Source organism: Microbacterium capsulatum, assembly GCF_030865425.1.
Lineage (GTDB): Bacteria > Actinomycetota > Actinomycetes > Actinomycetales > Microbacteriaceae > Microbacterium > Microbacterium capsulatum.
The window spans coordinates 145,097-164,492 of sequence record NZ_JAVFCB010000006.1 but is presented as its reverse complement, the minus strand read 5'-3'; the positions used below and the strand labels follow the sequence as shown (position 1 = coordinate 164,492).

The window sequence follows — 19,396 nt, the reverse complement described above, 5'->3', positions numbered from 1 at the left end:
ACCTTCCATGACCGACTACCCCGGGCAGTTCCCCGCCCCCGAGCACTTCATCCTGCACATCTCCGACACGCACTTCGTGGCCGACAGCGCCCTGCTGTACGACCGGGTCGACCCCGACAAGAACCTCGCCGAGCTGTTCGAGGGCCTCGAGCGCGTGAACGCCCGCCCCGAGGCGATCGTGTTCACCGGCGACCTGGCCGACACCGGCCGCCCCGACGCCTACCGCCGGCTCCGCGAGCTCGTCGAGCCCGCCGCCGAGCGCCTTGGCGCCCAGGTGATCTGGGTGATGGGCAACCACGACGAGCGCGTCGCGTTCCGCCGCGGCCTGCTCGACCAGGAGATGGACGACACCGCGCCCGTGGACCGGGTGTTCGACGTGAACGGCCTGCGGATCATCGCCCTCGACTCGACGGTCCCCGGCCACCACCACGGCGAGATCAGCGAGGAGCAGCTCGCCTGGCTCGCCGCCGAGCTCGCCACTCCCGCGCCCGACGGCACGCTCATCGCGCTGCACCACCCGCCCGTGCCGAGCCCGCTCGGTCTGCTCGCGCTCGTCGAGCTGCAGGATCAGGAGCGCCTGGCCGAGGTGATCCGCGGCACCGACGTGCGCGGGATCCTCGGCGGTCACCTGCACTACTCGACGCACAGCATGTTCGCGGGCGTGCCCGTGTCGGTCGCGTCGGCCACCTGCTACACGCAGGACCTGAACGTCGTCTACCCTGCCGCGCGCGGGCAGGACGGCGGCCAGTCGTACAACCTCGTGCACGTCTACGGCGACCGGGTGCTGCACTCGATCGTGCCGCTCGGCCAGTACCCGACCACGTACGAGATGACGCCGGAGATGCTCGCCGGCTACCTCGCGATGAGCGCGCAGCAGCGGCTCGAGGCGGCCGACGCCTCGATGCGGGCGTAGTCGTGTTCGTCGCAGTCACCGCCCCCGCGGCCACGGCCGCGGCGGCGGGGACGGAGGCCGCTCCGCGCGCGCGGCGCGGCCTCCGTCCCCGGACGCTCGTGCCCTACCTCTACGTCCTGCCCGGCGTCGCGTTCCTGCTGGTGTGGACGTACAGCCCGCTCGTGCAGACCTTCCTGCTGTCGTTCTTCGAGTGGAACCTGCTGCCGACCAGCCCGAAGACGTTCGTCGGGGTGAAGAACTACGTCGACGTCGTGCAGCTGCCCGAGCTGCACACCGCGATCCTCAACACGGTCGTCTACATCGGCGCGTTCCTGGTGTTCTCGCTCGTGCTGCCGATCCTCGTCGCGCTGATGTCACGGCAGGTGCAGGGCCGGGCGCGCACGTTCTACCAGGCGCTGATCTTCGTGCCGTTCCTGATCACCCCGGTGGCCACGAGTGCCGTGTGGCGCTGGCTGTTCGCCGATCAGGGCGCGTTCTCGGTGGTGCTGGCGCAGTTCGGCGTGCACCTGTCGAACGTGTTCCGCGACCCGGCGTTCGCGATCTGGGCGGTCATCGTGATCGTCGGCTGGCAGATGCTCGGCTTCGGTGTGCTGGTGGTCGCGGCGGGCTTCGCCGGGATCAGCCCGGAGTACGGTCAGGCGGCGGCGCTCGACGGCGCCGGCTTCGGCCGGATCCTCCGCACGATCACGATGCCGCTGCTGTCGCCGACGATCGTCTTCCTCGCGCTCATGACGATCCTGCTCTCGGCGCAGTGGACGTACCCGATCATCGACCTGCTCACCCAGGGCGGGCCGACGAACGCCACGACGAACATCTACTACCTGCTGTACCAGTTCGGTTTCCAGAACTTCGACGCCGGCACCTCGTCGGCCGCCGGAGTGATCTTCTTCCTCGGGTTCGGGGTGATCGCGCTGCTCTTCCTGGAGCTGCAGGATCGCCTGAGCTTCTACGACAACTGAGAGGTGTGACATGGCCTTCGTGACCGTCGCCGCCCCGGCCGCCGTCTCCGGCTCCGTGAACCGCGTGCAGTCGAAGTCCGAGGATCTCGCGGTCGGATCGCGTCGCCGCGGCGGCGTGATCGTCGGGCACGTGGTCCTCGCCCTGCTGGCGCTGTTCAGCATGTTCCCCGTGTACTGGATGTTCGCGACCGCGCTGCGTTCGCCGGACCACGCGCTGGACCAGTCGCTGCTGCCGTGGCCGATCAGCTTCGACAACTTCGCCTACGTGTGGAAGACGATCCCGATCGGCAGCATGCTGCTGAACACGTTCGGGATGTCGGTCCTGCTCGCGGGCGCCCAGCTGCTGATCGCCGTGCTCGCCGCGTACGGGTTCGCGATGTGGGAGTTCGCCGGACGGAAGCTCCTGATGTTCCTGTTCATCGGATCCTGGCTCGTGCCGTTCCAGGTGACGATGATCCCGAACTACGTGCTCGTCTCGCAGATGGGGCTGCTCGGCACGGTCGGCGGCGTGGTCGTCCCGCAGCTCGCGGGCGCGTTCGCGGTGCTGCTGATGGTGCAGCACATGCGGGCGTTCCCCCGGGAGCTGCTCGAGGCGTCGCAGCTGGACGGCCGCTCGAGCTGGTCGACGCTGTGGACCGTCGTCGTGCCGAACATGAAGCCGGCGCTCGCCGCTCTCGGCATCATGGCGTTCATCTCGGCGTGGAACGAGTACCTGTGGCCGTCGCTGATCATGCGGCAGGGCGACGCGCTGATCCAGGTCGGCGTGCGCAGCTTCCTCACGGCGGAGGGCAACAACTGGGGCGCGACGATGGCCGCCGCCGGCCTCGCCTGCGTGCCGGTGCTGCTGATCTACGTGTTCCTGCAGCGCTACGTCGTGGACGCCTTCGTCCGGTCGGGGCTCAAGTAGCGGTCCGGCGCGCTCACCGCCGCGGCACGGCGTCCTCGGGCGCCGTGCCGTGGTAGCGCATCAGCGCCGGCACCGCGACGGCGATCACGATGAGCAGGACGATCTCCAGGGACGCGCTGATCACCGTCGTCAGTGAGATCCCGATGAGCTGCGCGACCACGCCGATCACCATCGCCGAGATCGGCTGCGCGCCTATCGCGAGCTCCTGCAGGCCCATCGCGCGGCCCTGCAGCTCCGGCGGGGTCGCGGACAGCATGAGGGTGGTCTGCATCACGCCGAAGGTCGCGGAGATCAGCCCGGCGATCGTGAACGCGACGGCGGAGAGCACCGGCGGATGGAGCACGGCGAACAGGATCCAGAAGAAGGCCATCGTCGCGGTGCCGATGACGAAGACCGCGCCCTTCCAGCGGATGTCGCCGAGCGCGGCGATCGTGAAGGAACCGACGATCCCGCCCAGGCCGTAGACGGTCAGCAGCAGGCCGAGCCCCGCCGCATCCAGGCCCTGCTCCCGGGCGAACACCGGCATGAAGCCCTGCAGGATCGTCCAGACCAGGGCGTTCGTGGCGATCGTCACGAGCAGCACGGCGAGCACGACGCGCAGCCGCACGATCGCGTGGAAGCCGTCCCACAGCATCCGCCAGATCGAGCCGTGCGGCTCCTCAGGCGGGGTGTACCCGCCGCGGGTCCAGCGCAGCGCGATCAGCGAGCCCAGGAACCAGGCCACGCACAGCCACAGCGCCGCGGGTGCTCCCAGGGTGCTCACCGCGACCCCGCCGATCGCGGGGCCGATCATCAGCGTGACGCTGAAGGTGAGCGCGTTGAGCGCGTTGGCGTTGCTCAGGTGCTCGGCGGGCACGCGCTCGGCGACGAGAGCGGCACGGGCCGGCTGCGAGGGGGAGTGCGCGAGCCCCAGCAGCAGCCCGGCGGCGGTGAGCACCCAGAACGACGCCAGACCGGCCGTGGCCAGCGCGGCCACCACGACGACCGCGACCGCCGCCATGATGCAGGCGATCACGAGCAGCCGTCGGCGATCCATCCGGTCGGTGATCGCCCCGGCGACGGGCCCGAGCAGGAGCGGCAGCAGGCGCACGGTCGTGAACACGGCGACGAGGACCTCGGATCCGGTCTGCGCGAACACCATCCAGCCGAGAACGAACGAGAGCGTCCACACGCCGCCGAAGAACAGGACGTTGGAGACGAGGAGGGCGGAGAAGTCGCGGTTGCCGTGCAGGGAGCTGAAGGGGCGCAGCAGGGCTGCGGACAGCCGGACTCCCGGGGTGGGCGGGCTCGGGTCGACGTTCTCGGCGGTCATCTGTCTCCGGTCCTCCTTCGCACGCGGGTGCGGAGGTGCGGGCCCTGATCGCCGAAAGCTACTTTTGGTATACCATCTTAGCGCTCGAACAGGCTCTCCACAACCGCGAGCGAACTCAGCCGACCGTGTTCGAGATGGGCCGCCGCCAGAGAGCCCGCCCAGTCGACGTGGCCCTGCACGATGGCCTTGCACAACGTGCTGTGCTCGGAGTGCGTGTTGTCGCTGCCCTCCTGGGTGATGATGTTGAAGAACCGCTTCACCCGCCCGCGGATCGGCATCATGATCTGCTGCAGCAGCACGTTGCCGCTGAGCTCGACGATCTCGTCGTGGAAGTCCGCGGTCGCGTTGGCGACGGTGCGTGCGTCGCCCGAGCGCATCGCGCGCTCCTCGGCCTCGAGGCTCTCCAGCAGCCGCGCCGGCGAGGCGCCCTCGGCGCAGCGCATCGCCGCTTCGCGCGCCGTGAGGGGCTCGAGGACCGAGCGCACCGTGAACAGCTCGGCGACCTCCTGCATCCGCATCGGGGTGACCACGGCACCGCGGCGGTGCAGGGTGCGGATGTAGCCCTCGGCCTCGAGTCGGGGCAGGGCCTCGCGGATCGGGTTGCGCGAGACGTTGAGCTGCGCGGCGATGTCGCGTTCGCGCACGCGGCTGCCGTGCAGCATGGTGCCGTCGATGATCCTGTCCCGGATCCACTCGTAGGCGAGGACGTCGAGAGCGGTGTCCTGGTCGGCGTCCACCGGGGCGTGCTGCCCCTCCGCTGCCTCTGGCATGCCAACCTCGCTATCCCCTTGGTAACCCCAGGTCTGCACAGAGTGTATCCGGCGGGCGTCGCAGCGCGGGTGCACGCGCGGCCGTCGGGTGCCCGCGCGATATCGGCTAGGAATCCGCCGACGATGACGCCACGGCATCGTCGAGATCATCTGAATAGACGTACCCTATGGCCATGAACCTCGAGCAGCTGCGCGGATTCGTCGAGATCGCCCGTCTCGGCAACTTCACGCGTGCCGCGGAGGAGCTGCATCTCGCGCAGCCGTCGTTGAGCCGGCAGATCTCGACGCTCGAGCGCGAGCTCGGCTCCGACCTGTTCCACCGCGCCCGCGGCAACATCTCGCTCACCGCCGCGGGGGAGCTGCTGCTGCCGTACGCCCGGCGGATGCTCGCCGATGCCGCATCCGTGCGTCGGGAGATGGCCGAGATCGCCGGGCTCAGCCGCGGACGGGTGCGCCTGGGGGCGCCGCCGTCGCTGTGCGCGAGCATCGTCTCCGACGTCGTGAGCGCGTTCCGCGAGGCGCACCCCGGCATCGAGCTGGAGATCACCGAACGCGGATCCCGGCGGCTGGTCGCGGCGCTCGCCGAGGGCGGGCTGGATCTCGCCCTGCTCGCCTCCTCGGATGCCGCCGCGGCCTCCCCCGTGAGTCTCACCCGCACCCCCCTGCTCACCGAGGATCTCGTCGTGATCTCCTCGGCCGAGCGGCCCGCGATCTGCTCCGGCCGGGCGATCGCGCTCGCCGCGGTCGCCGACCTGCCGCTCATCGCGTTCCCGCGCAGTTACGAGCTGCGCGCGGCGACCGACGCGGCGTTCGCCGCCGCCGGGCTCGCCGCCGAGGTGGTCGTGGAGGGGCCGGAGATGGACACCGTGCTGCGCTTCGTCGAGCGGGGCGTCGGTGTCGCGATCGTGCCCGCGATGGTCGCCCTCGGCAGACCGGGTCTCCGCGCGGTGCCGCTGGCCACGCCGCGGATGACCCGCACCGTGAGCCTCACCCACCGCGCCGACATGGCGCCGACCCGAGCCGCGGCGGCCCTGCGCGACACGATCATCGCGACCGCCGAGCGCCTCGCCGGATCCGGCGAGTTCGTCACGCCCTGGCATGCGGAGGGGAATGTCTTGATTCCTACTTCCTCAATCTCGGCCGATCGTGTAAATTATTAACATGCCTTCCTCCGGGACCCTCGCGGTCGATCTCGGCAAGTCCCTCTGCCGCGTGCGCGGCACCGTTTCCGACCGGCCGCTGCGGCGCGAGGGGGCCGGCGCCCCCGGCCTCGCCGCCCGCGACGGGGTGCAGCTCGCGCTCGACGCGATCCTGCCGCTGCTCGCCGACGTCCGCCCCGAGCGCGTCGGGGTCGGCGCCGCCGGAGCGCTGTACGCCGCCGGGCCCGCCGCGGAGCTCGCCCGAGCCCTCGCCGACGCCGTGCGGGCCCCGGCCGCGGTCGCCTCGGACGTGGTCTCGGCCCACGTCGGGGCCCTCGGCGGAGACGCGGGGGTGCTGCTCATCGCCGGGACCGGCGCGGTCGCGCTCGGGATCACCGCGCACGGGCATCGCAGCGTCGACGGCTGGGGGCCGGATCTCGGCGACCTAGGCAGCGGATCCTGGCTCGGCCGCGAGGGCGTGCGGGCGGTGCTCCGCGCCCGGGACGGCCTGGGCGCCGCGACTCCGCTCTCCGACGCGCTCGTGCTGCTCATGGGCGACGCCGAATCCCCGATCTCCTGGGTCGGGCAGGCCGCGGCCCCCGCCCGCCTGCTCGCCACCTTCGCCCCCGCGGTCCTCGACGGCGCCGATCAGGGCGATCCGGTCTCGGTCGCGATCCGCGACGAGGCCGCCGGCCTCCTGGCCGACACCGCGCGCGCCGCCGCGGGCGACTCCACCGCCGTCGCCCTGCACGGCGGCCTGATGTCGCACCCCGGCTTCCGCGCCACCGTGGAAGCCGCGCTCTCCGCCCGCGGGCTCGACGCCCGCGACTCCCGAGGGGACGCGCTGGACGGCGCGGCCATGATCGCCGAGGGGCGCGCCCCTCTTCACGAAAGGTTCGTGCACCGTGCCGAATGAGTCCGCCTTCGAAGACCCCTCCCGGCTCTCCGGCCTGATCGACGTGCTCGCCGGGCTCTCCACCGAGCAGGCGAACACCGACCGGGGCGACCTCGACCTGCTGTCGACGATCGACCTGGTCACGGCCATGAACGCCGAGGACCGGCGCGTGCCCGAGGCCGTGGCCGCCCAGGCCGGGAACATCGCCCTGGCCGTCGACGGCATCACCGCGCGGTTCCGCCGCGGCGGGCGACTCATCTACATCGGCGCCGGCACGGCCGGGCGCGTGGGCGTGCTCGACGCCTCGGAGTGCCCGCCCACGTTCGGCACCGACCCGAGCATGGTCGTCGGGCTGATCGCCGGCGGCGACACCGCGATCCGCTCGGCCGTGGAGAACGCCGAGGACGACGCCGACGCCGCCGTCGCGTCGCTGCGCGAGCTCGGCCTCACCGAGGCGGACACCGTGGTCGGGATCTCCGCCTCCGGCCGCACGCCGTACGTCGTCGGCGGGCTGACCTACGCGCGGGGGATCGGCGCCCTGACGGTCGCGATCGCCGCGAACGCGGGCTCCGCGATCGGCGCCGCCGCCGAGATCCCGATCGAGGTCGTGGTCGGCCCCGAGTTCGTCACCGGCTCGACCCGGCTCAAGGCCGGCACCGCGCAGAAGCTCGTGGTGAACATGCTCTCGACGCTGTCGATGATCCGGCTCGGCAAGACCTATCGCGGCGTGATGGTCGACCTGCGTGCCACGAACGAGAAGCTGCACGCCCGCTCGGTGCGCACCCTGATCCAGCTCACCGGTGCCGCGCAGGACGATGCGGTGCGCGCCCTCGTCGAGGCGGACGGATCGGTCAAGCTCGCCCTGCTGATGCTGTTCACCGGGGCATCCGCGCAGGCGGCCGCCCCGGCGCTCGCCGACGCCGACGGCATCCTGAGGGACGCGATCGCCGCGCTTTCCTGAGGATTCGCATGGCGCGTCGGCATATTTCTCATCGCGGAAGTTCTATCTCTTATACTGAAAGATAAGTTTCGGGATTCTTGCGACCCGGAACGGCTCAGAACGCCCCCTGCGCGGCTTTACGCTGGTAGTGGGCAGATCCGCCCTCTCGATCCCGCGCCGCCATCTCCTCGGCGCGCCTGTGCACCAAGGACGCTGATGAACGATTTCGCCGCGCGCCGCGACGACTGGAAGGCCCGAGAAGAACTCGCCGAGCGGATGATCCCGCTGATCGGCGGACTGAACCGCGACAGGGACGTCGTGACGTCGCTGCACGGTCACCGCCTGCTGGGCCTGTCCACCAACGAGATCCTCGAGGTGCACGAGCGCGTTGCCTCGCTCGGCCACGACGCCCTGGAGCTCGAGGACACGCTCGCCGTGCTCGAGGCGCTGCGCGAGCTCGCCCCCTCCGCGTCCTCCCTCGACATCGGCCGCCTGGTCGAGTTCGCGCAGGGCGCCGACCTCGTCGAGCGCCTGCGCTCCGAGCTCGCCCCGGCCCTCGGCGACGCCGCCGCGGCCGAGCCGACCGACGTGGTGCTCTACGGCTTCGGCCGCATCGGGCGCCTGCTCGCCCGCATCCTCATCGCGCACACCGGCGGCGGCAGCGGCCTGCGCCTGCGTGCGATCGTCGTGCGCAAGGGCGCCGAGAACGACCTCGTCAAGCGCGCCTCGCTGCTGCTGCGCGACTCCGTGCACGGCCGCTTCGAGGGGTCCGTCGACGTCGACGAGGAGAACTCGCAGATCGTCGCCAACGGCACCCGGATCCAGGTCATCTACTCCGACGACCCCGGCACCATCGACTACACCGCCTACGGCATCCACGACGCGATCGTCGTCGACAACACGGGCCGCTGGCGCGACGAGGCCGGCCTCAGCCGCCACCTCGAGTCCACCGGCGTCGCCCGCGTGCTGCTCACCGCGCCCGGCAAGGGCGAGCTGAAGAACATCGTGCACGGGATCAACCACGACACGATCGACGACTCCGACCGGATCCTGTCCGCAGCGTCCTGCACGACCAACGCGATCACCCCGGTGCTCAAGGCCGTCGACGAGGCCTACGGCATCGTGCGCGGCCACGTCGAGACGGTGCACTCGTTCACGAACGACCAGAACCTCATCGACAACTTCCACAAGGGCGACCGCCGCGGCCGCTCCGCCGTGCTGAACATGGTCATCACCGAGACCGGCGCCGCCAAGGCCGTGGCCCGGGCGCTGCCCGAGCTCGCCGGCAAGCTGACCGGATCCGCGATCCGCGTGCCCACCCCGGACGTCTCGCTCGCGGTGCTGCACCTGACGCTCGAGCGCCCGGCGGAGAAGGCCGAGATCAACGACTACCTGCGCCGCGTCTCGCTGCACTCGAAGCTGCGCCAGCAGATCGACTACGTCGAGTCGCCCGAGGTCGTCTCGACCGACTTCGTCGGCTCGCACCGCGCCGGCATCGTCGACGGCCTCGCCACGATCGCGAACGCGACCGACGTGATCCTCTACGTCTGGTACGACAACGAGTTCGGCTACTCGAGCCAGGTCATCCGCGTGCTCGAGGTCATGGCCGGCTCGCACCCCGTCGTGCTCCCGGCCCGCCGCGAGGTGACGCTCCAGGCCTGAGCCCCCGGCTCTCCGGCGCGTCGCCCCCGGCTCTCCGGCCCAGCGCCCCCGGCTCTCCGGCCCGGCGCCCCCGGCTCTCCGGCCCGGCCCCTCCGTCCCGGCGCCCCCGGCCCCCGGCTCCGACCCACCCCGCCGCGCGGGCCGCCCCCCCCCCACAGGCCCGCGATTTGAGGGCGTGTCGCGACCAGCGAGCGTCGTTTTCGGCGGGGGATCCGGGATCCTGGGCGCCGTCTTGGAGGCCGTGTGATGGAATCCTGGGGACAGGAGGTCCCATGGCCGACACCCGGGCGCGGCTGCTCTACGTCGAGGACGACGCCGACATCGCCGAGATGACCGTCGAGGTGCTCTCCGAGGCGTACGACGTCGACCACGTCGCCGACGGCGCGGCGGCCCTCCGCCGGGCGCTGGACGAGCGGTACGACGTCATGGTGGTCGATCGGCGCCTGCCCGGCATGGACGGCGCGAGCCTGGTCGAGGCGATCCGGACCGCGCGGATCACCACGCCCGTGCTCATGCTCACCGCCCTCGGCGCCGTGCCGGACCGGGTCGAGGGCCTCGACGCCGGCGCGAACGACTATCTGACCAAGCCGTTCGACTTCGACGAACTGCTCGCCCGGCTGCGCGCGCTGCGCCGCGGATTCCAGGCCGAGGGACGCCGGCGCGCGATCGGGGAGTGGGTGTTCGTCCCCGACTCCTGGGCGCTGTACGCACCGAACGGGCTGCGGGTCGCCCTGACCGCGACCGAGGCAGCGTTCCTGGAGTTCCTCTCCGCGAGCCCGGAGCGGGTGTTCAGCCGCGAGGAGATCCTCCGCGCCGTCTTCGGCTCGGCCGACGGCGTGGGCACTGTCGACACCTACGTGCACTACATCCGCCGCAAGACCACGACCGACATGATCGACACGGTGCGCGGGCGCGGCTACCGGGCGGGGATGCCGGCATGAGCGGATCCGCCGACCGGGACCGGGTGCGCCGGTCCGCCCGGCAGATCGGGCTGTGGACCGGTGTCGCCTCGGCCGTCGTGATCGCGGCGGGCGTCGGGATCCTCATCGCGGTGATCCTCAGCACCTCGCGTCCGCAGGGGCCGGGCTTCGGCGGGCCGGCCGGGCTGCCGGCCAACCCCGACCACATCGTCGTGGACGTGGACCGGGTGCTGCCCTGGGTGGTCGTGCTCGGCGTGGTCGGGGTCGCCGTGCTGGGGCTGATCGCCTGGGCCACGGCGCGGCGGGCGGTCGCCCCGCTCGAGGTGGCGCTGCGGGCCCAGCGGGACTTCGTCGCCGACGCGAGCCACGAGCTGCGCACCCCGCTCACCGCGATGTCGAGCCGGGTGCAGATCCTGCAGCGCCGCCTGCGCCGCGGCGAGCCGATCGACGACGCGCTCGAGCGGCTGCGCCGGGACACGGCGACGATGGACGACATCCTCACGGAGCTGCTGCTGGCCGCGCAGGCGGATCAGGCGGTGGCCGACGGGGCGCCCGTGGAGGCTGGGAGCACCGACGCGGCCGAGGCGGTGCGCGCCGCGGTCGAGCTGCTGCAGCCGATCGCCGAGGGCGCGGGAGTCGTGCTCGAGCAGAGGGCCGGTGCCGGCCTCGCGGTCGCGGCGCCGGCGGTCACCCTGACCCGGCTGTGCACGGCGCTGCTCGACAACGCCGTGCAGCACGCGCCGGCCGGATCCGCCGTGACCATCGCGGCAGGCTCCGGCCCGGCCGGGTACGTCGAGATCCGGGTCGCCGACCGCGGCCCCGGCGTGCGCCCGGAGGACCGGGAGCGGATCTTCACGCGCTTCGCCCGCGGGCCGGAGACCGGCCGCCGGCGCGGATTCGGGCTCGGGCTCGCGCTCGTGAGGGACGTGGCGACGCGGTACGGCGGCGCGGTCGGCATCGAGCGCACCTCCGCGGAGGGGACGACGTTCCTGCTCCGGCTGCCCGCCGCCACGACCGGTCCCTGAGCCCGTCGACGCGACGTCGCCGTGCTCGCTCAACGACCCGGCACGAGCAGGTCCGCGGCCTCCGCGATCTCGACGCCGTGCGCCCAGCGCCGGATCCGGCCGTCTGAGGCGATCAGCATCCCCGAGGTGTCCGGGGCGCTGCGCAGCCAGGTGAGGTCGTCGAATCCGGCCACGACCGCGATCGTGGCCCAGGCGTCGGCATCGCTCAGCCGGGGAGCGAGGACGGTCGCGGTCGCCGGGTCGACGACCGCGCTCCCGGTCCGCGGATCGACGATGTGCGCCCCGCGTTCTGCAGCGCCGGACGTCGCAACGGCCCCGTCCCGCACCGGCACGGTCGCGCGCAGGGCGCCGGGGGAGAGCGGATCCGCGATCCCCACGTTCCAGGTCCAGGCGGCGTCCGGCGCGGTGAGCAGCTGCATGTCGCCGCCCGCGGAGAGGCCGGCCGCGACGGTGCCCGCCTCGGCGACCAGCGGGGCGAGGTGGTGCATCGCCGCGCGCTCGACCGCCCAGCCCTTGACCAGACCGGTCGGGTCGAACCAGCCCTGCCGGCGCGCGTCGAAGCGACCGGCCGAGACGGTCGTGAGCCGGGCGCAGGCGTCCGCGACCTCGAGGATCCGTGGATCCGCGTCGTCCCAGCCGATCCGGCCGTCGCGCAGCGCGGAGATCTGCGAGTCGTGGCGGAACGGGGAGAACAGCCGGTCGAGTTCGTGCAGCTCGTCGAGCGCGGCCGTCATCGCCGCGGTGATCCGTGCGGACGTCCCGGCCCCGGGCTCGGACTCGGCGGCGAGCACGTGCACGCTCGCGACCGTCCCCATGAGCGCGGCCGTGCGGACGTGCCGGTGCGGGCCCGCGCTCATGCCTTCGCCTGGTCGAGGGCGCTCTGCAACGACTGCTGGTAGCCGTCCGAGGTGAACGTGGCGCCGGAGATCATGTCGACCTTCGCCGACTGCGCGCTGATCGTCTCCGAGATCAGCTGCGGGACGGCGTACGAGTTGATCTGCTGATCGCGGCGCTCGGTGTTCGGGTACTGCGGCACCGAGACGTTCGTGATCCTCCCGCCGGACACCGTGATCCTGACCTGCACCGGCCCGTAGCGGGTGTCCGCCGCCCGCCCGGTGAACGTGCCGTCCTTGAGGGTGCTCGACGAGGAGGCGGATCCGGACGACCCGGACGACGAGGATCCGGACGACCCGGACGATGACGACGATCCGGACGACGACGATCCCGACGACGATCCCGCGGATCCGGATCCGGTCGATCCCGTCGCGCCCGACGTCGTCGCGCCTGTCCCGCCCGCGAGCGGAGCGGCTTCGCCCTCGAGGGAGGTGCGGTAGCTGAACAGCAGCACGAGCCCGGCCACGGTGGCCAGCACCGCGTAGACGATCCTCTTCATGATGATTCCTCCCGGTCGGGGGCCGTCAGACGGCGAACGCCTCGCTGTGGATGCGGTCGGGGCCCAGACCCGCGGTGCGCAGATCGCGGTGGATGCTCCGCATCCACGGGGTCGGTCCGCACAGGTAGACGTCGTACTCCTCGAGATCGGGGGCGACGTGGCGCAGCAGCCCGACGCCGTCCCACTGCGCGTGGCTGGCGGGCAGCCAACTCGCCCCCGAGGCCGCGCGCCGCCCGTTCAGGGTGTAGTGCACGAGCCCGCGCGAGGCGGCCAGCCGGTCGATGTCGGCGCGGCGCAGGCCGTGCGCGGCGGAGTGGTCGCGCGTGATCAGGATCGCCTCTCCCGGCGCGTAGGGCTCGGCCTGCAGGAGCGCGACGAGGGGGGCGACGCCGGCGCCGGCGCCGAGCATGAGCAGTTTGGATCCCGTGCGCCGTTCGCCGGTCATCGAGCCGTAGGGGCCCTCGATCATGACGCGCGTGCCGGGGCGCAGCCCGGCGAGGCGCTCGGTGCCGTCGCCGACCCGGCGCGCGGAGAGCACGAGCTCCTCACCGAGCGGGGCGGCCGCGAGCGAGAAAGGGTGGCCGCGCGACCAGCCGGGTCCGTCGAGGAAGCGCCAGACGAAGAACTGGCCGGCCTGCGCGCCGAGGCGGTGCACCTGCCGCCCGGCGATGTGGACGCAGATCCCGTCCGGCCCGTCGGCCTCGACCGCGATCACCCGCAGCCGGTGCCGGGCGCTGCGGATGAGCGGCAGCGCGATCCGGAACCACAGCACGCACGCGGCGGTCACGGCCCACAGCGCCCACCAGTACACGGTCGCGCCGACGGAGGCGGTGAAGTCCGCCCCGGTCCAGAGCATGTGCGGGATCGCGAGGCCGGCGCCGAGGTAGCCGTACAGGTGCAGCAGGTGCCACGACTCGTAGCGGAGCCGGCGGCGGGCACGGCGGATCGAGGTCACCACGACCAGGATCAGCAGGCCGGTGCCGGCGGTGGCCAGGAGCATGCCCGGGTAGTCCCAGACGAAGTCCCACGCCTGCACGAACACGTTCGTCGAGGACGTGATCGCGTAGCCGATCGTGATGAGCACGAGGTGGGCCATCAGCAGCCAGAACGACCAGAAGCCGACGAGGCGGTGCATCCGGGTGATGCCGTCGCGGCCGAAGCCGCGCTCGAACACCGGCACCCGCGCCATGAGCAGCACCTGGTACAGCAGCAGGTTGGCCGAGCCGAGTCCGGTCACGCGCCCGAGTGTCGTGAACGTGTCGCCGTCGAAGGCGAAGGTCGACTGGATGCCGCCCCCGCTCACCCACAGCGCGAGCACGAACAGGCTGGTCGCCCAGATCAGCGTCACCGCGGTCAGCCGCCACAGCAGCGGGCCCCTGCGCGGCGTCGACGCGAGGAGCGGTCGCGGCGCCGGGGCGAGGGAGGTGAGCGAGGCCATGGCACCATCGTCCGCGCCGGTTTGACAGAGAAGGCCAAGAATCGGCCCCCTTGAGCGGGGTCATAGGGAATCCATCGGGTTCGCGGCGGACCCGGACGGGGCCTGTCCCGTCCGTGAGCCGGTCGCGGTGCGCGGGGGATGGGGGTATCCATCGGGTTCGCGGCGGACCCGGACGGAGCCCGTCCCGTCCGTGAGCCGGTCGCGGTGCGCGGGGATGTCGGCGGCACCCGGCAGGATGGGCTCCATGACGGCTCTGCTGAAGGAACGGCTCCGCTCGCACCGGCTCACCGCACCCGCGCGCACCCCGGTCGAGGCCGCGCGGCACATGCTCGCCGTGCAGAGCCAGGACTTCCTCGCCGGGCGCTGGGCCCTCGGCATCCGCGCGGCCGGATCCGCGACGCTCGCGGCGGTCGACGCCGCGTTCGACCGCGGAGAGCTCGTCCGCACGCACACGATGCGCGGCACTCTGCACACCGTCCCGGCCGAGGACGTGCGCTGGGTGCTCTCGGTCACGGGGGAGAGGCAGCTGCGCCAGGATGCGACCCGGCAGCGCCAGCTCGGCATCGACGACGCCCTGATCGCGCGTGTCGAGGCGGCGTTCCGCGATCGCCTCGCCGACGGCGGCCGCAACAGGGCGCAGCTGTTCGACGATCTCACCGACCTCGGCATCGACCCGGGCGGACAGCGCGGCGTGCACCTCATCTACGCGCTGAACGTGCGCGGGATCCTGGTGCAGGGTCCGGTCGTGCGCCGCGACGGCGCGGTCTCCCGCGAGCAGCTCTTCGTGCTCGCCGAACAATGGATCCCCGAGACCGCAGCGCCGGCGGATCCGCTCGCCGAGTTCTTCGTCCGCTACGTCGACGGGCACGGCCCCGCGACCGTGGACGACTTCGCGTGGTGGTCGGGGCTGCCGATCACCGCCGCCCGCGAGGCGGTCGAGCGCGGACGGCACCGTGTGACCGAGACCGCGGACGGCGTATACGTCGCGGCCTCGCATCCACGCCGGGCCGCGGGATCCGACGACACGCGGGTCCTCGCGCTGCCGATGTTCGACGAGTACTACATCTCCTACGCCGACCGGTCCGCGGTCGCGTCCGCCGAGAGCATGGCGCTGATCGGCCCCGGGAAGAACGGCATGGTCCGCGCGAGCCTGCTCGCCGCCGGCAGGATCGCCGGTGCCTGGACGCACTCGGCCGCCGTCGGCCGGCACCGCGAGCACCCGATCCCCGAGCTTTTCGACGCCGCGCTCGATCTCGAGCAGGTCGCCGCCGCCCTGCGCCGCTACGCGGACTTCGTCGCGGTGCACTGACGTCCGGTGTCGGCGGCCAGGCCGCCCGAGGCCGAGATCCTTCGCGCCACGACATGTGCGGCGCGCTCGACGACAACCGGCCGGCGGAGCTCGTGCCGAGAATGGAGGGGACGACTCGTCGCCCGCACGCTCGAAGGAGAGACCGATGACCGACACGTCCGCAGCAGCCCTGCTCGACCGCATCCAGGCTCCGGAGGGATCCGGCCGCGAGATCCCGGACGCCGCGACGCGGGAGACGATCGGCCGCGCCCCGGTGCACACCGTCGCCGACCTCGATGACGCGATCGCGCGTGCGAAGGCGGCCCAGCCGGCGTGGGAGGGGCTCGGGCACGCCGAGCGCAGCGAGCTGCTGCTCGCCGCCGCCGACGCGATCGACGCGAACGCCGAGGCGCTCGCGCACATCCTGTCCCGCGAGCAGGGCAAGCCGCTGAACGGCCCGAACGCGCGCTTCGAGCTGGGCGCGTGCACCGCGTGGCTGCGCACCAACGCGACCACCGTGCTCGAGCCCGAGGTGCTGATCGACGACGAGAGCATGCACGCCGAACTCGTCTACAAGGCGGCGGGAGTCGTCGGCGCGATCGGCCCGTGGAACTGGCCTCTGATGATCACGATCTGGCAGATCGGACCGTCGCTGCGGATGGGCAACACGGTCGTCGTCAAGCCCAGCGAGTACACGCCGCTGAGCGTGCTCGCGATGCTCGCGGTCATGAACGACGTGCTGCCCGCCGACGTGCTGACCGGCATCTCGGGCGACCGCGAGGTCGGCGCCCGGCTGAGCTCGCACCCCGACATCGCGAAGATCATGTTCACCGGATCCACCGCGACCGGCCGCAAGATCATCGAGGCCTCCGCGGGCAACCTCGCCCGGCTCACGCTCGAGATGGGCGGCAACGACGCGGGCATCGTGCTCCCGGGCACGGATCCCGCCGCCATCGCCGAGGATCTGTTCTGGGGCGCGTTCCTGAACACCGGCCAGACCTGCGCGGCGCTGAAGCGCCTCTACGTGCACGACTCGGTCTACGACCAGGTCGTGGAAGCGCTCGCCGGGATCGCCGCGAGCATGCCGATGGGCAACGGCCTGGACGAGAACAATGTGCTCGGGCCGCTGCAGAACAGGCCGCAGTTCGACATCGTCTCGCGCCTCGTCGAGGACGCGAGGGCCCGCGGCGCCCGGATCGTCACCGGTGGCGAGGCGGCGCCCGAGCTGGGGGAGCTCTTCTACCGTCCCACGATCGTCGCGGACATCTCCAACGACGCCGACCTCGTGCAGGAGGAGCAGTTCGGCCCCGCGCTGCCGGTCATCCGCTATTCCGACGTGGACCAGGCGTTCGCGTGGGCCAACGGGATCGACGCGGGTCTCGGCGCCTCGGTCTGGTCGAGCGATCCGGAGGCCGCCCGCGAGGCCGCCACGCGGATGCAGTCCGGCACGGTGTGGATCAACACGCACGGCGGGATCCACCCGATGGTGCCGTTCGGCGGCGTGAAGGCCTCGGGCTACGGCCTCGAGTTCGGCGTGGAGGGGCTCAAGTCGGTCTCGGTGACGCAGGTCGTCTCGGGCCCGGGCCGGAAGGGCTGAACCGTGCCGCGCTCGGTCGTCGTCGTCGGCGCCGGCACGTCCGGCAGCATCGTGACCCGCCGGCTCGTCGATGCCGGATACGACGTCACGCTCGTCGAGGCCGGCGGCTACGACACGAACCCCGCGATCCACGATCCCGCCCGTGCGGGGGAGCTGTGGCACGCCGCCGAGGACTGGGACCTGTACACGGTGCCGCAGGAGCATGCGGCCGGCCGTCGGCTGCACCTTCCTCGCGGCAGGGTGACCGGAGGATCCCATGCGCTGAACGCGATGATCTGGGTGCGCTGCGCCGCGAGCGACTACGACGGCTGGGAGCGCTCCGGCGCGACCGGCTGGGGCTGGTCGGCGGTGGCGCCCGTGTTCGAGGCGATCGAGAACGACCTGCTGCCGGTGACCGACGACTACCCGCTGACCCCGATCCAGCGGTCCATCGTCGACGCCGCCGTCGAGGAGGGCCTCGAGCGCAACCCCGACTACAACGGCGGCACGCTCGACGGGATCTCCCAGGAGCAGGTGACGATGCGCGACGGGCGCCGGGTGAACACCTGGATGGCGTACGTGCGGCCCGTCGAGGACGCCGCGAACCTGCGGGTCGTCACCGACGCGGAGGTGCACTCCGTGATCGTCGAGGACGGCCGCGCGGTGGGCGTGCGCCTCGGCGAGGGCTCGGAACAGCGGGACCTGCGGGCCGACGAGGTGGTCCTGGCCGCAGGTGCGCTGGGCAGCCCGGCGATCCTGCTGCGCAGCGGCATCGGCCCCCGCGCGGATCTGGAGACCCTCGGCATCGACGTCGTCCGGGATGCGCCCGCTGTGGGCGCCGACCTGCACGACCACCTGCTCTCCCCGGTGATCTTCACGACCCGCGAACCGGTCGGTCCGCCGCAGCCCGGCGTCTCGGTCACGCAGACGCACCTGTTCTGGCGCAGCCGGGACGACCTGGCGGAGCCGGACACCCAGCCGATCCACTTCTCCGTGCCGATGTGGGGCGAGCTGGAGCCGCGTCCCGGCACCCACGGCCCCGGCGACGGCTTCTCGCTCATGGCGGGACTCGTGACGCCGCACAGCCGCGGCAGCCTGCGCCTGTCCGGCGCGGGGCTCGCGGATCCGCTGCTCATCGACCTCGCAGCCCTCGAGGACGAGCGCGACGTGGCCGCTCTCGCCGCCTCCGTGCGTCAGGCCCGCCGCATCGGCGCCCGCCCGGCGCTCGCCGAGGCCTGGGGCGCGACCGAGGCGTATCCGGGACCCGAGGTGGCCGATGAGGACGTGGAGGACTGGGTCCGCCGGACCTCGATCACCTACCACCACCAGGTCGGCACCTGCCGGATGGGCTCTGACGACCGGGCGGTCGTGGATCCGCGTCTGCGCGTCCGCGGCATCGCCGGCCTGCGCGTGATCGACGCGTCGGTGATGCCCACGATCACGACGGGCAACACCAACGCCCCGGCCGCCGTGATCGGCGAGATCGGCGCGCGGCTCGTTCTGGAGGACGCGGACTAGGAGGCCGCGCGGCCGGGCTCGTCAGGGGTCCGGCCGCGCAGCTCCGCGAGCAGGGCCTGCAGTCCGGCCTCGATGCGCTCGTCCCCGGCGGCCTCCGGCAGCAGCACCGACACCATCTGCCAACCGGCGTTGCGCGAGGCGACCTCGCCGACCGCCGTGTCGATGTCGATGTGCGCGGCGAGTTCCCCGTCCTCCCGCGCCTCGACGAGGAAGCGGCGGAACTGGTCCCGCCAGCGCTGATTGTTCTCGCGGTGGATCTGGGTGATCCTCGTGTCCTGCGAGGCGTGGTCCCAGAACGCGATGACGACGCGGGCGTACTTGGGACCGAGTTCCCCGAACGGGAGGATCTCGCGGCACATCTGCTCCAGCGCGTCGAGGCCGCGCTTGCCCGCGACCTCGGTCAGGATCCGTCCGTTGGCCTCCACGTGGAGCCGCACGAAGGAGGCGGTGAGCAGGCTCTCCTTGGTGGGGAAGTAGCGGGCGATCGCGCCGTGGCTGTACCCGGCCGCCGCGGCGATCTCGCGCATGGTGAGCCGCTCGAAGCCCTCGCGGATGATCACCTGCGTCGCGGCGTCGGCGATGTGCTCGCGCCGCTCGTTGTGGTCGACGATCTTGGGCACGTGTTCCCCCTCCTGATGCTGTCGATCCTAGGGGGAGCCGTGCTCGCCCAGGTCTCCGCGGAAAGATAACCAATTGGAGACTAAAACGTGAGAATCCCTTGACAACACTAGTCGCCTGAGT

Annotated in this window: 18 protein-coding genes; 12 read left to right on the top strand and 6 right to left on the bottom strand. The window is 72.2% G+C overall.

Annotated features, from left to right (window positions below; genetic code table 11):
• Nucleotides 1-7: 7 nt before the first annotated feature.
• Genes RBR11_RS11890 through RBR11_RS11880 form a run of 3 tightly spaced genes read left to right on the top strand, consistent with a single transcriptional unit; the run spans nucleotide 8 to nucleotide 2,779 of the window.
• A complete protein-coding gene (locus RBR11_RS11890) occupies nucleotides 8-913 on the top strand; it encodes a phosphodiesterase (protein WP_308489559.1) in 906 nt (301 codons plus the stop codon).
• 2 nt (nucleotides 914-915) lie between these two features.
• Nucleotides 916-1,872 (top strand): carbohydrate ABC transporter permease, encoded by a 957-nt coding sequence (locus tag RBR11_RS11885; RefSeq protein WP_308489558.1) that lies wholly within the window; start codon nucleotides 916-918, stop codon nucleotides 1,870-1,872.
• Between the two features lie 10 nt (nucleotides 1,873-1,882).
• Nucleotides 1,883-2,779, top strand: a complete 897-nt coding sequence (locus RBR11_RS11880; protein WP_308489557.1) for a carbohydrate ABC transporter permease — start codon at nucleotides 1,883-1,885, stop codon at nucleotides 2,777-2,779.
• A gap of 13 nt (nucleotides 2,780-2,792) precedes the next feature.
• Here RBR11_RS11880 and RBR11_RS11875 read toward each other — a convergent pair whose 3' ends face one another.
• Together RBR11_RS11875 and RBR11_RS11870 are read right to left on the bottom strand one after the other, a co-directional pair.
• On the bottom strand, nucleotides 2,793-4,091 hold the full coding sequence (locus RBR11_RS11875; protein ID WP_308489556.1) for an MFS transporter: 1,299 nt from the start codon (nucleotides 4,089-4,091) through the stop codon (nucleotides 2,793-2,795).
• 77 nt (nucleotides 4,092-4,168) lie between these two features.
• Nucleotides 4,169-4,861, bottom strand: coding sequence for a GntR family transcriptional regulator (locus tag RBR11_RS11870; RefSeq protein WP_308489555.1), 693 nt, complete (start codon nucleotides 4,859-4,861; stop codon nucleotides 4,169-4,171).
• A gap of 173 nt (nucleotides 4,862-5,034) precedes the next feature.
• Here RBR11_RS11870 and RBR11_RS11865 point away from each other — a divergent pair, with 173 nt between their 5' ends.
• The 6 genes from RBR11_RS11865 (at nucleotide 5,035) to RBR11_RS11840 (ending at nucleotide 11,442) form a co-directional block, all read left to right on the top strand.
• The gene (locus tag RBR11_RS11865) at nucleotides 5,035-6,021 is read left to right on the top strand and encodes a LysR family transcriptional regulator (RefSeq protein ID WP_308489554.1); all 987 of its coding nucleotides are present in this window, start codon (nucleotides 5,035-5,037) and stop codon (nucleotides 6,019-6,021) included.
• A 1-nt stretch (nucleotide 6,022) separates the two neighbouring features.
• Entirely contained in the window at nucleotides 6,023-6,916 is an 894-nt protein-coding gene (locus RBR11_RS11860; RefSeq protein WP_308489553.1) for an N-acetylglucosamine kinase, read from the top strand.
• Nucleotides 6,906-7,856: an N-acetylmuramic acid 6-phosphate etherase gene (gene murQ / locus RBR11_RS11855; RefSeq protein WP_308489552.1), complete on the top strand. Its 951-nt coding sequence runs from the start codon at nucleotides 6,906-6,908 to the stop codon at nucleotides 7,854-7,856. Before RBR11_RS11860 ends, murQ begins: the two co-directional genes overlap by 11 nt.
• Nucleotides 7,857-8,051: 195 nt before the next feature.
• On the top strand, nucleotides 8,052-9,497 hold the full coding sequence (locus tag RBR11_RS11850; protein WP_308489551.1) for a glyceraldehyde-3-phosphate dehydrogenase: 1,446 nt from the start codon (nucleotides 8,052-8,054) through the stop codon (nucleotides 9,495-9,497).
• 272 nt (nucleotides 9,498-9,769) lie between these two features.
• Complete coding sequence (locus RBR11_RS11845) at nucleotides 9,770-10,438, top strand: response regulator transcription factor (protein WP_308489550.1); 669 nt, start codon at nucleotides 9,770-9,772, stop codon at nucleotides 10,436-10,438.
• Nucleotides 10,435-11,442 carry a sensor histidine kinase gene (locus RBR11_RS11840; RefSeq protein WP_308489549.1) on the top strand — a complete coding sequence of 336 codons (1,008 nt, stop codon included), beginning with the start codon at nucleotides 10,435-10,437 and terminating at the stop codon, nucleotides 11,440-11,442. Before RBR11_RS11845 ends, RBR11_RS11840 begins: the two co-directional genes overlap by 4 nt.
• Before the next feature lie 29 nt (nucleotides 11,443-11,471).
• On the opposite strand, the gene RBR11_RS11835 is transcribed toward RBR11_RS11840, so the two are convergent.
• Genes RBR11_RS11835 through RBR11_RS11825 form a run of 3 tightly spaced genes read right to left on the bottom strand, consistent with a single transcriptional unit; the run spans nucleotide 11,472 to nucleotide 14,273 of the window.
• Nucleotides 11,472-12,299, bottom strand: a complete 828-nt coding sequence (locus RBR11_RS11835; protein ID WP_308489548.1) for an FAD:protein FMN transferase — start codon at nucleotides 12,297-12,299, stop codon at nucleotides 11,472-11,474.
• Nucleotides 12,296-12,835, bottom strand: coding sequence for an FMN-binding protein (locus tag RBR11_RS11830; RefSeq protein ID WP_308489547.1), 540 nt, complete (start codon nucleotides 12,833-12,835; stop codon nucleotides 12,296-12,298). Before RBR11_RS11830 ends, RBR11_RS11835 begins: the two co-directional genes overlap by 4 nt.
• A gap of 25 nt (nucleotides 12,836-12,860) precedes the next feature.
• Nucleotides 12,861-14,273, bottom strand: coding sequence for a ferredoxin reductase family protein (locus tag RBR11_RS11825; RefSeq protein WP_308489545.1), 1,413 nt, complete (start codon nucleotides 14,271-14,273; stop codon nucleotides 12,861-12,863).
• Between the two features lie 244 nt (nucleotides 14,274-14,517).
• Here RBR11_RS11825 and RBR11_RS11820 point away from each other — a divergent pair, with 244 nt between their 5' ends.
• The 3 genes from RBR11_RS11820 to RBR11_RS11810 all read left to right on the top strand — a co-directional run bounded on the left by RBR11_RS11820 (nucleotide 14,518) and on the right by RBR11_RS11810 (nucleotide 18,655).
• Nucleotides 14,518-15,582 carry a winged helix DNA-binding domain-containing protein gene (locus tag RBR11_RS11820; protein ID WP_308489544.1) on the top strand — a complete coding sequence of 355 codons (1,065 nt, stop codon included), beginning with the start codon at nucleotides 14,518-14,520 and terminating at the stop codon, nucleotides 15,580-15,582.
• 145 nt (nucleotides 15,583-15,727) lie between these two features.
• Nucleotides 15,728-17,158 carry an aldehyde dehydrogenase family protein gene (locus RBR11_RS11815; RefSeq protein ID WP_308489543.1) on the top strand — a complete coding sequence of 477 codons (1,431 nt, stop codon included), beginning with the start codon at nucleotides 15,728-15,730 and terminating at the stop codon, nucleotides 17,156-17,158.
• 3 nt (nucleotides 17,159-17,161) lie between these two features.
• Nucleotides 17,162-18,655, top strand: a complete 1,494-nt coding sequence (locus RBR11_RS11810; RefSeq protein ID WP_308489542.1) for a GMC family oxidoreductase — start codon at nucleotides 17,162-17,164, stop codon at nucleotides 18,653-18,655.
• Here the strand turns inward: RBR11_RS11810 and RBR11_RS11805 are convergent.
• The gene (locus RBR11_RS11805) at nucleotides 18,652-19,275 is read right to left on the bottom strand and encodes a TetR/AcrR family transcriptional regulator (RefSeq protein ID WP_308489541.1); all 624 of its coding nucleotides are present in this window, start codon (nucleotides 19,273-19,275) and stop codon (nucleotides 18,652-18,654) included. The two genes, RBR11_RS11810 and RBR11_RS11805, sit on opposite strands and share 4 nt — an antisense overlap.
• Between the last annotated feature and the right edge of the window lie 121 nt (nucleotides 19,276-19,396).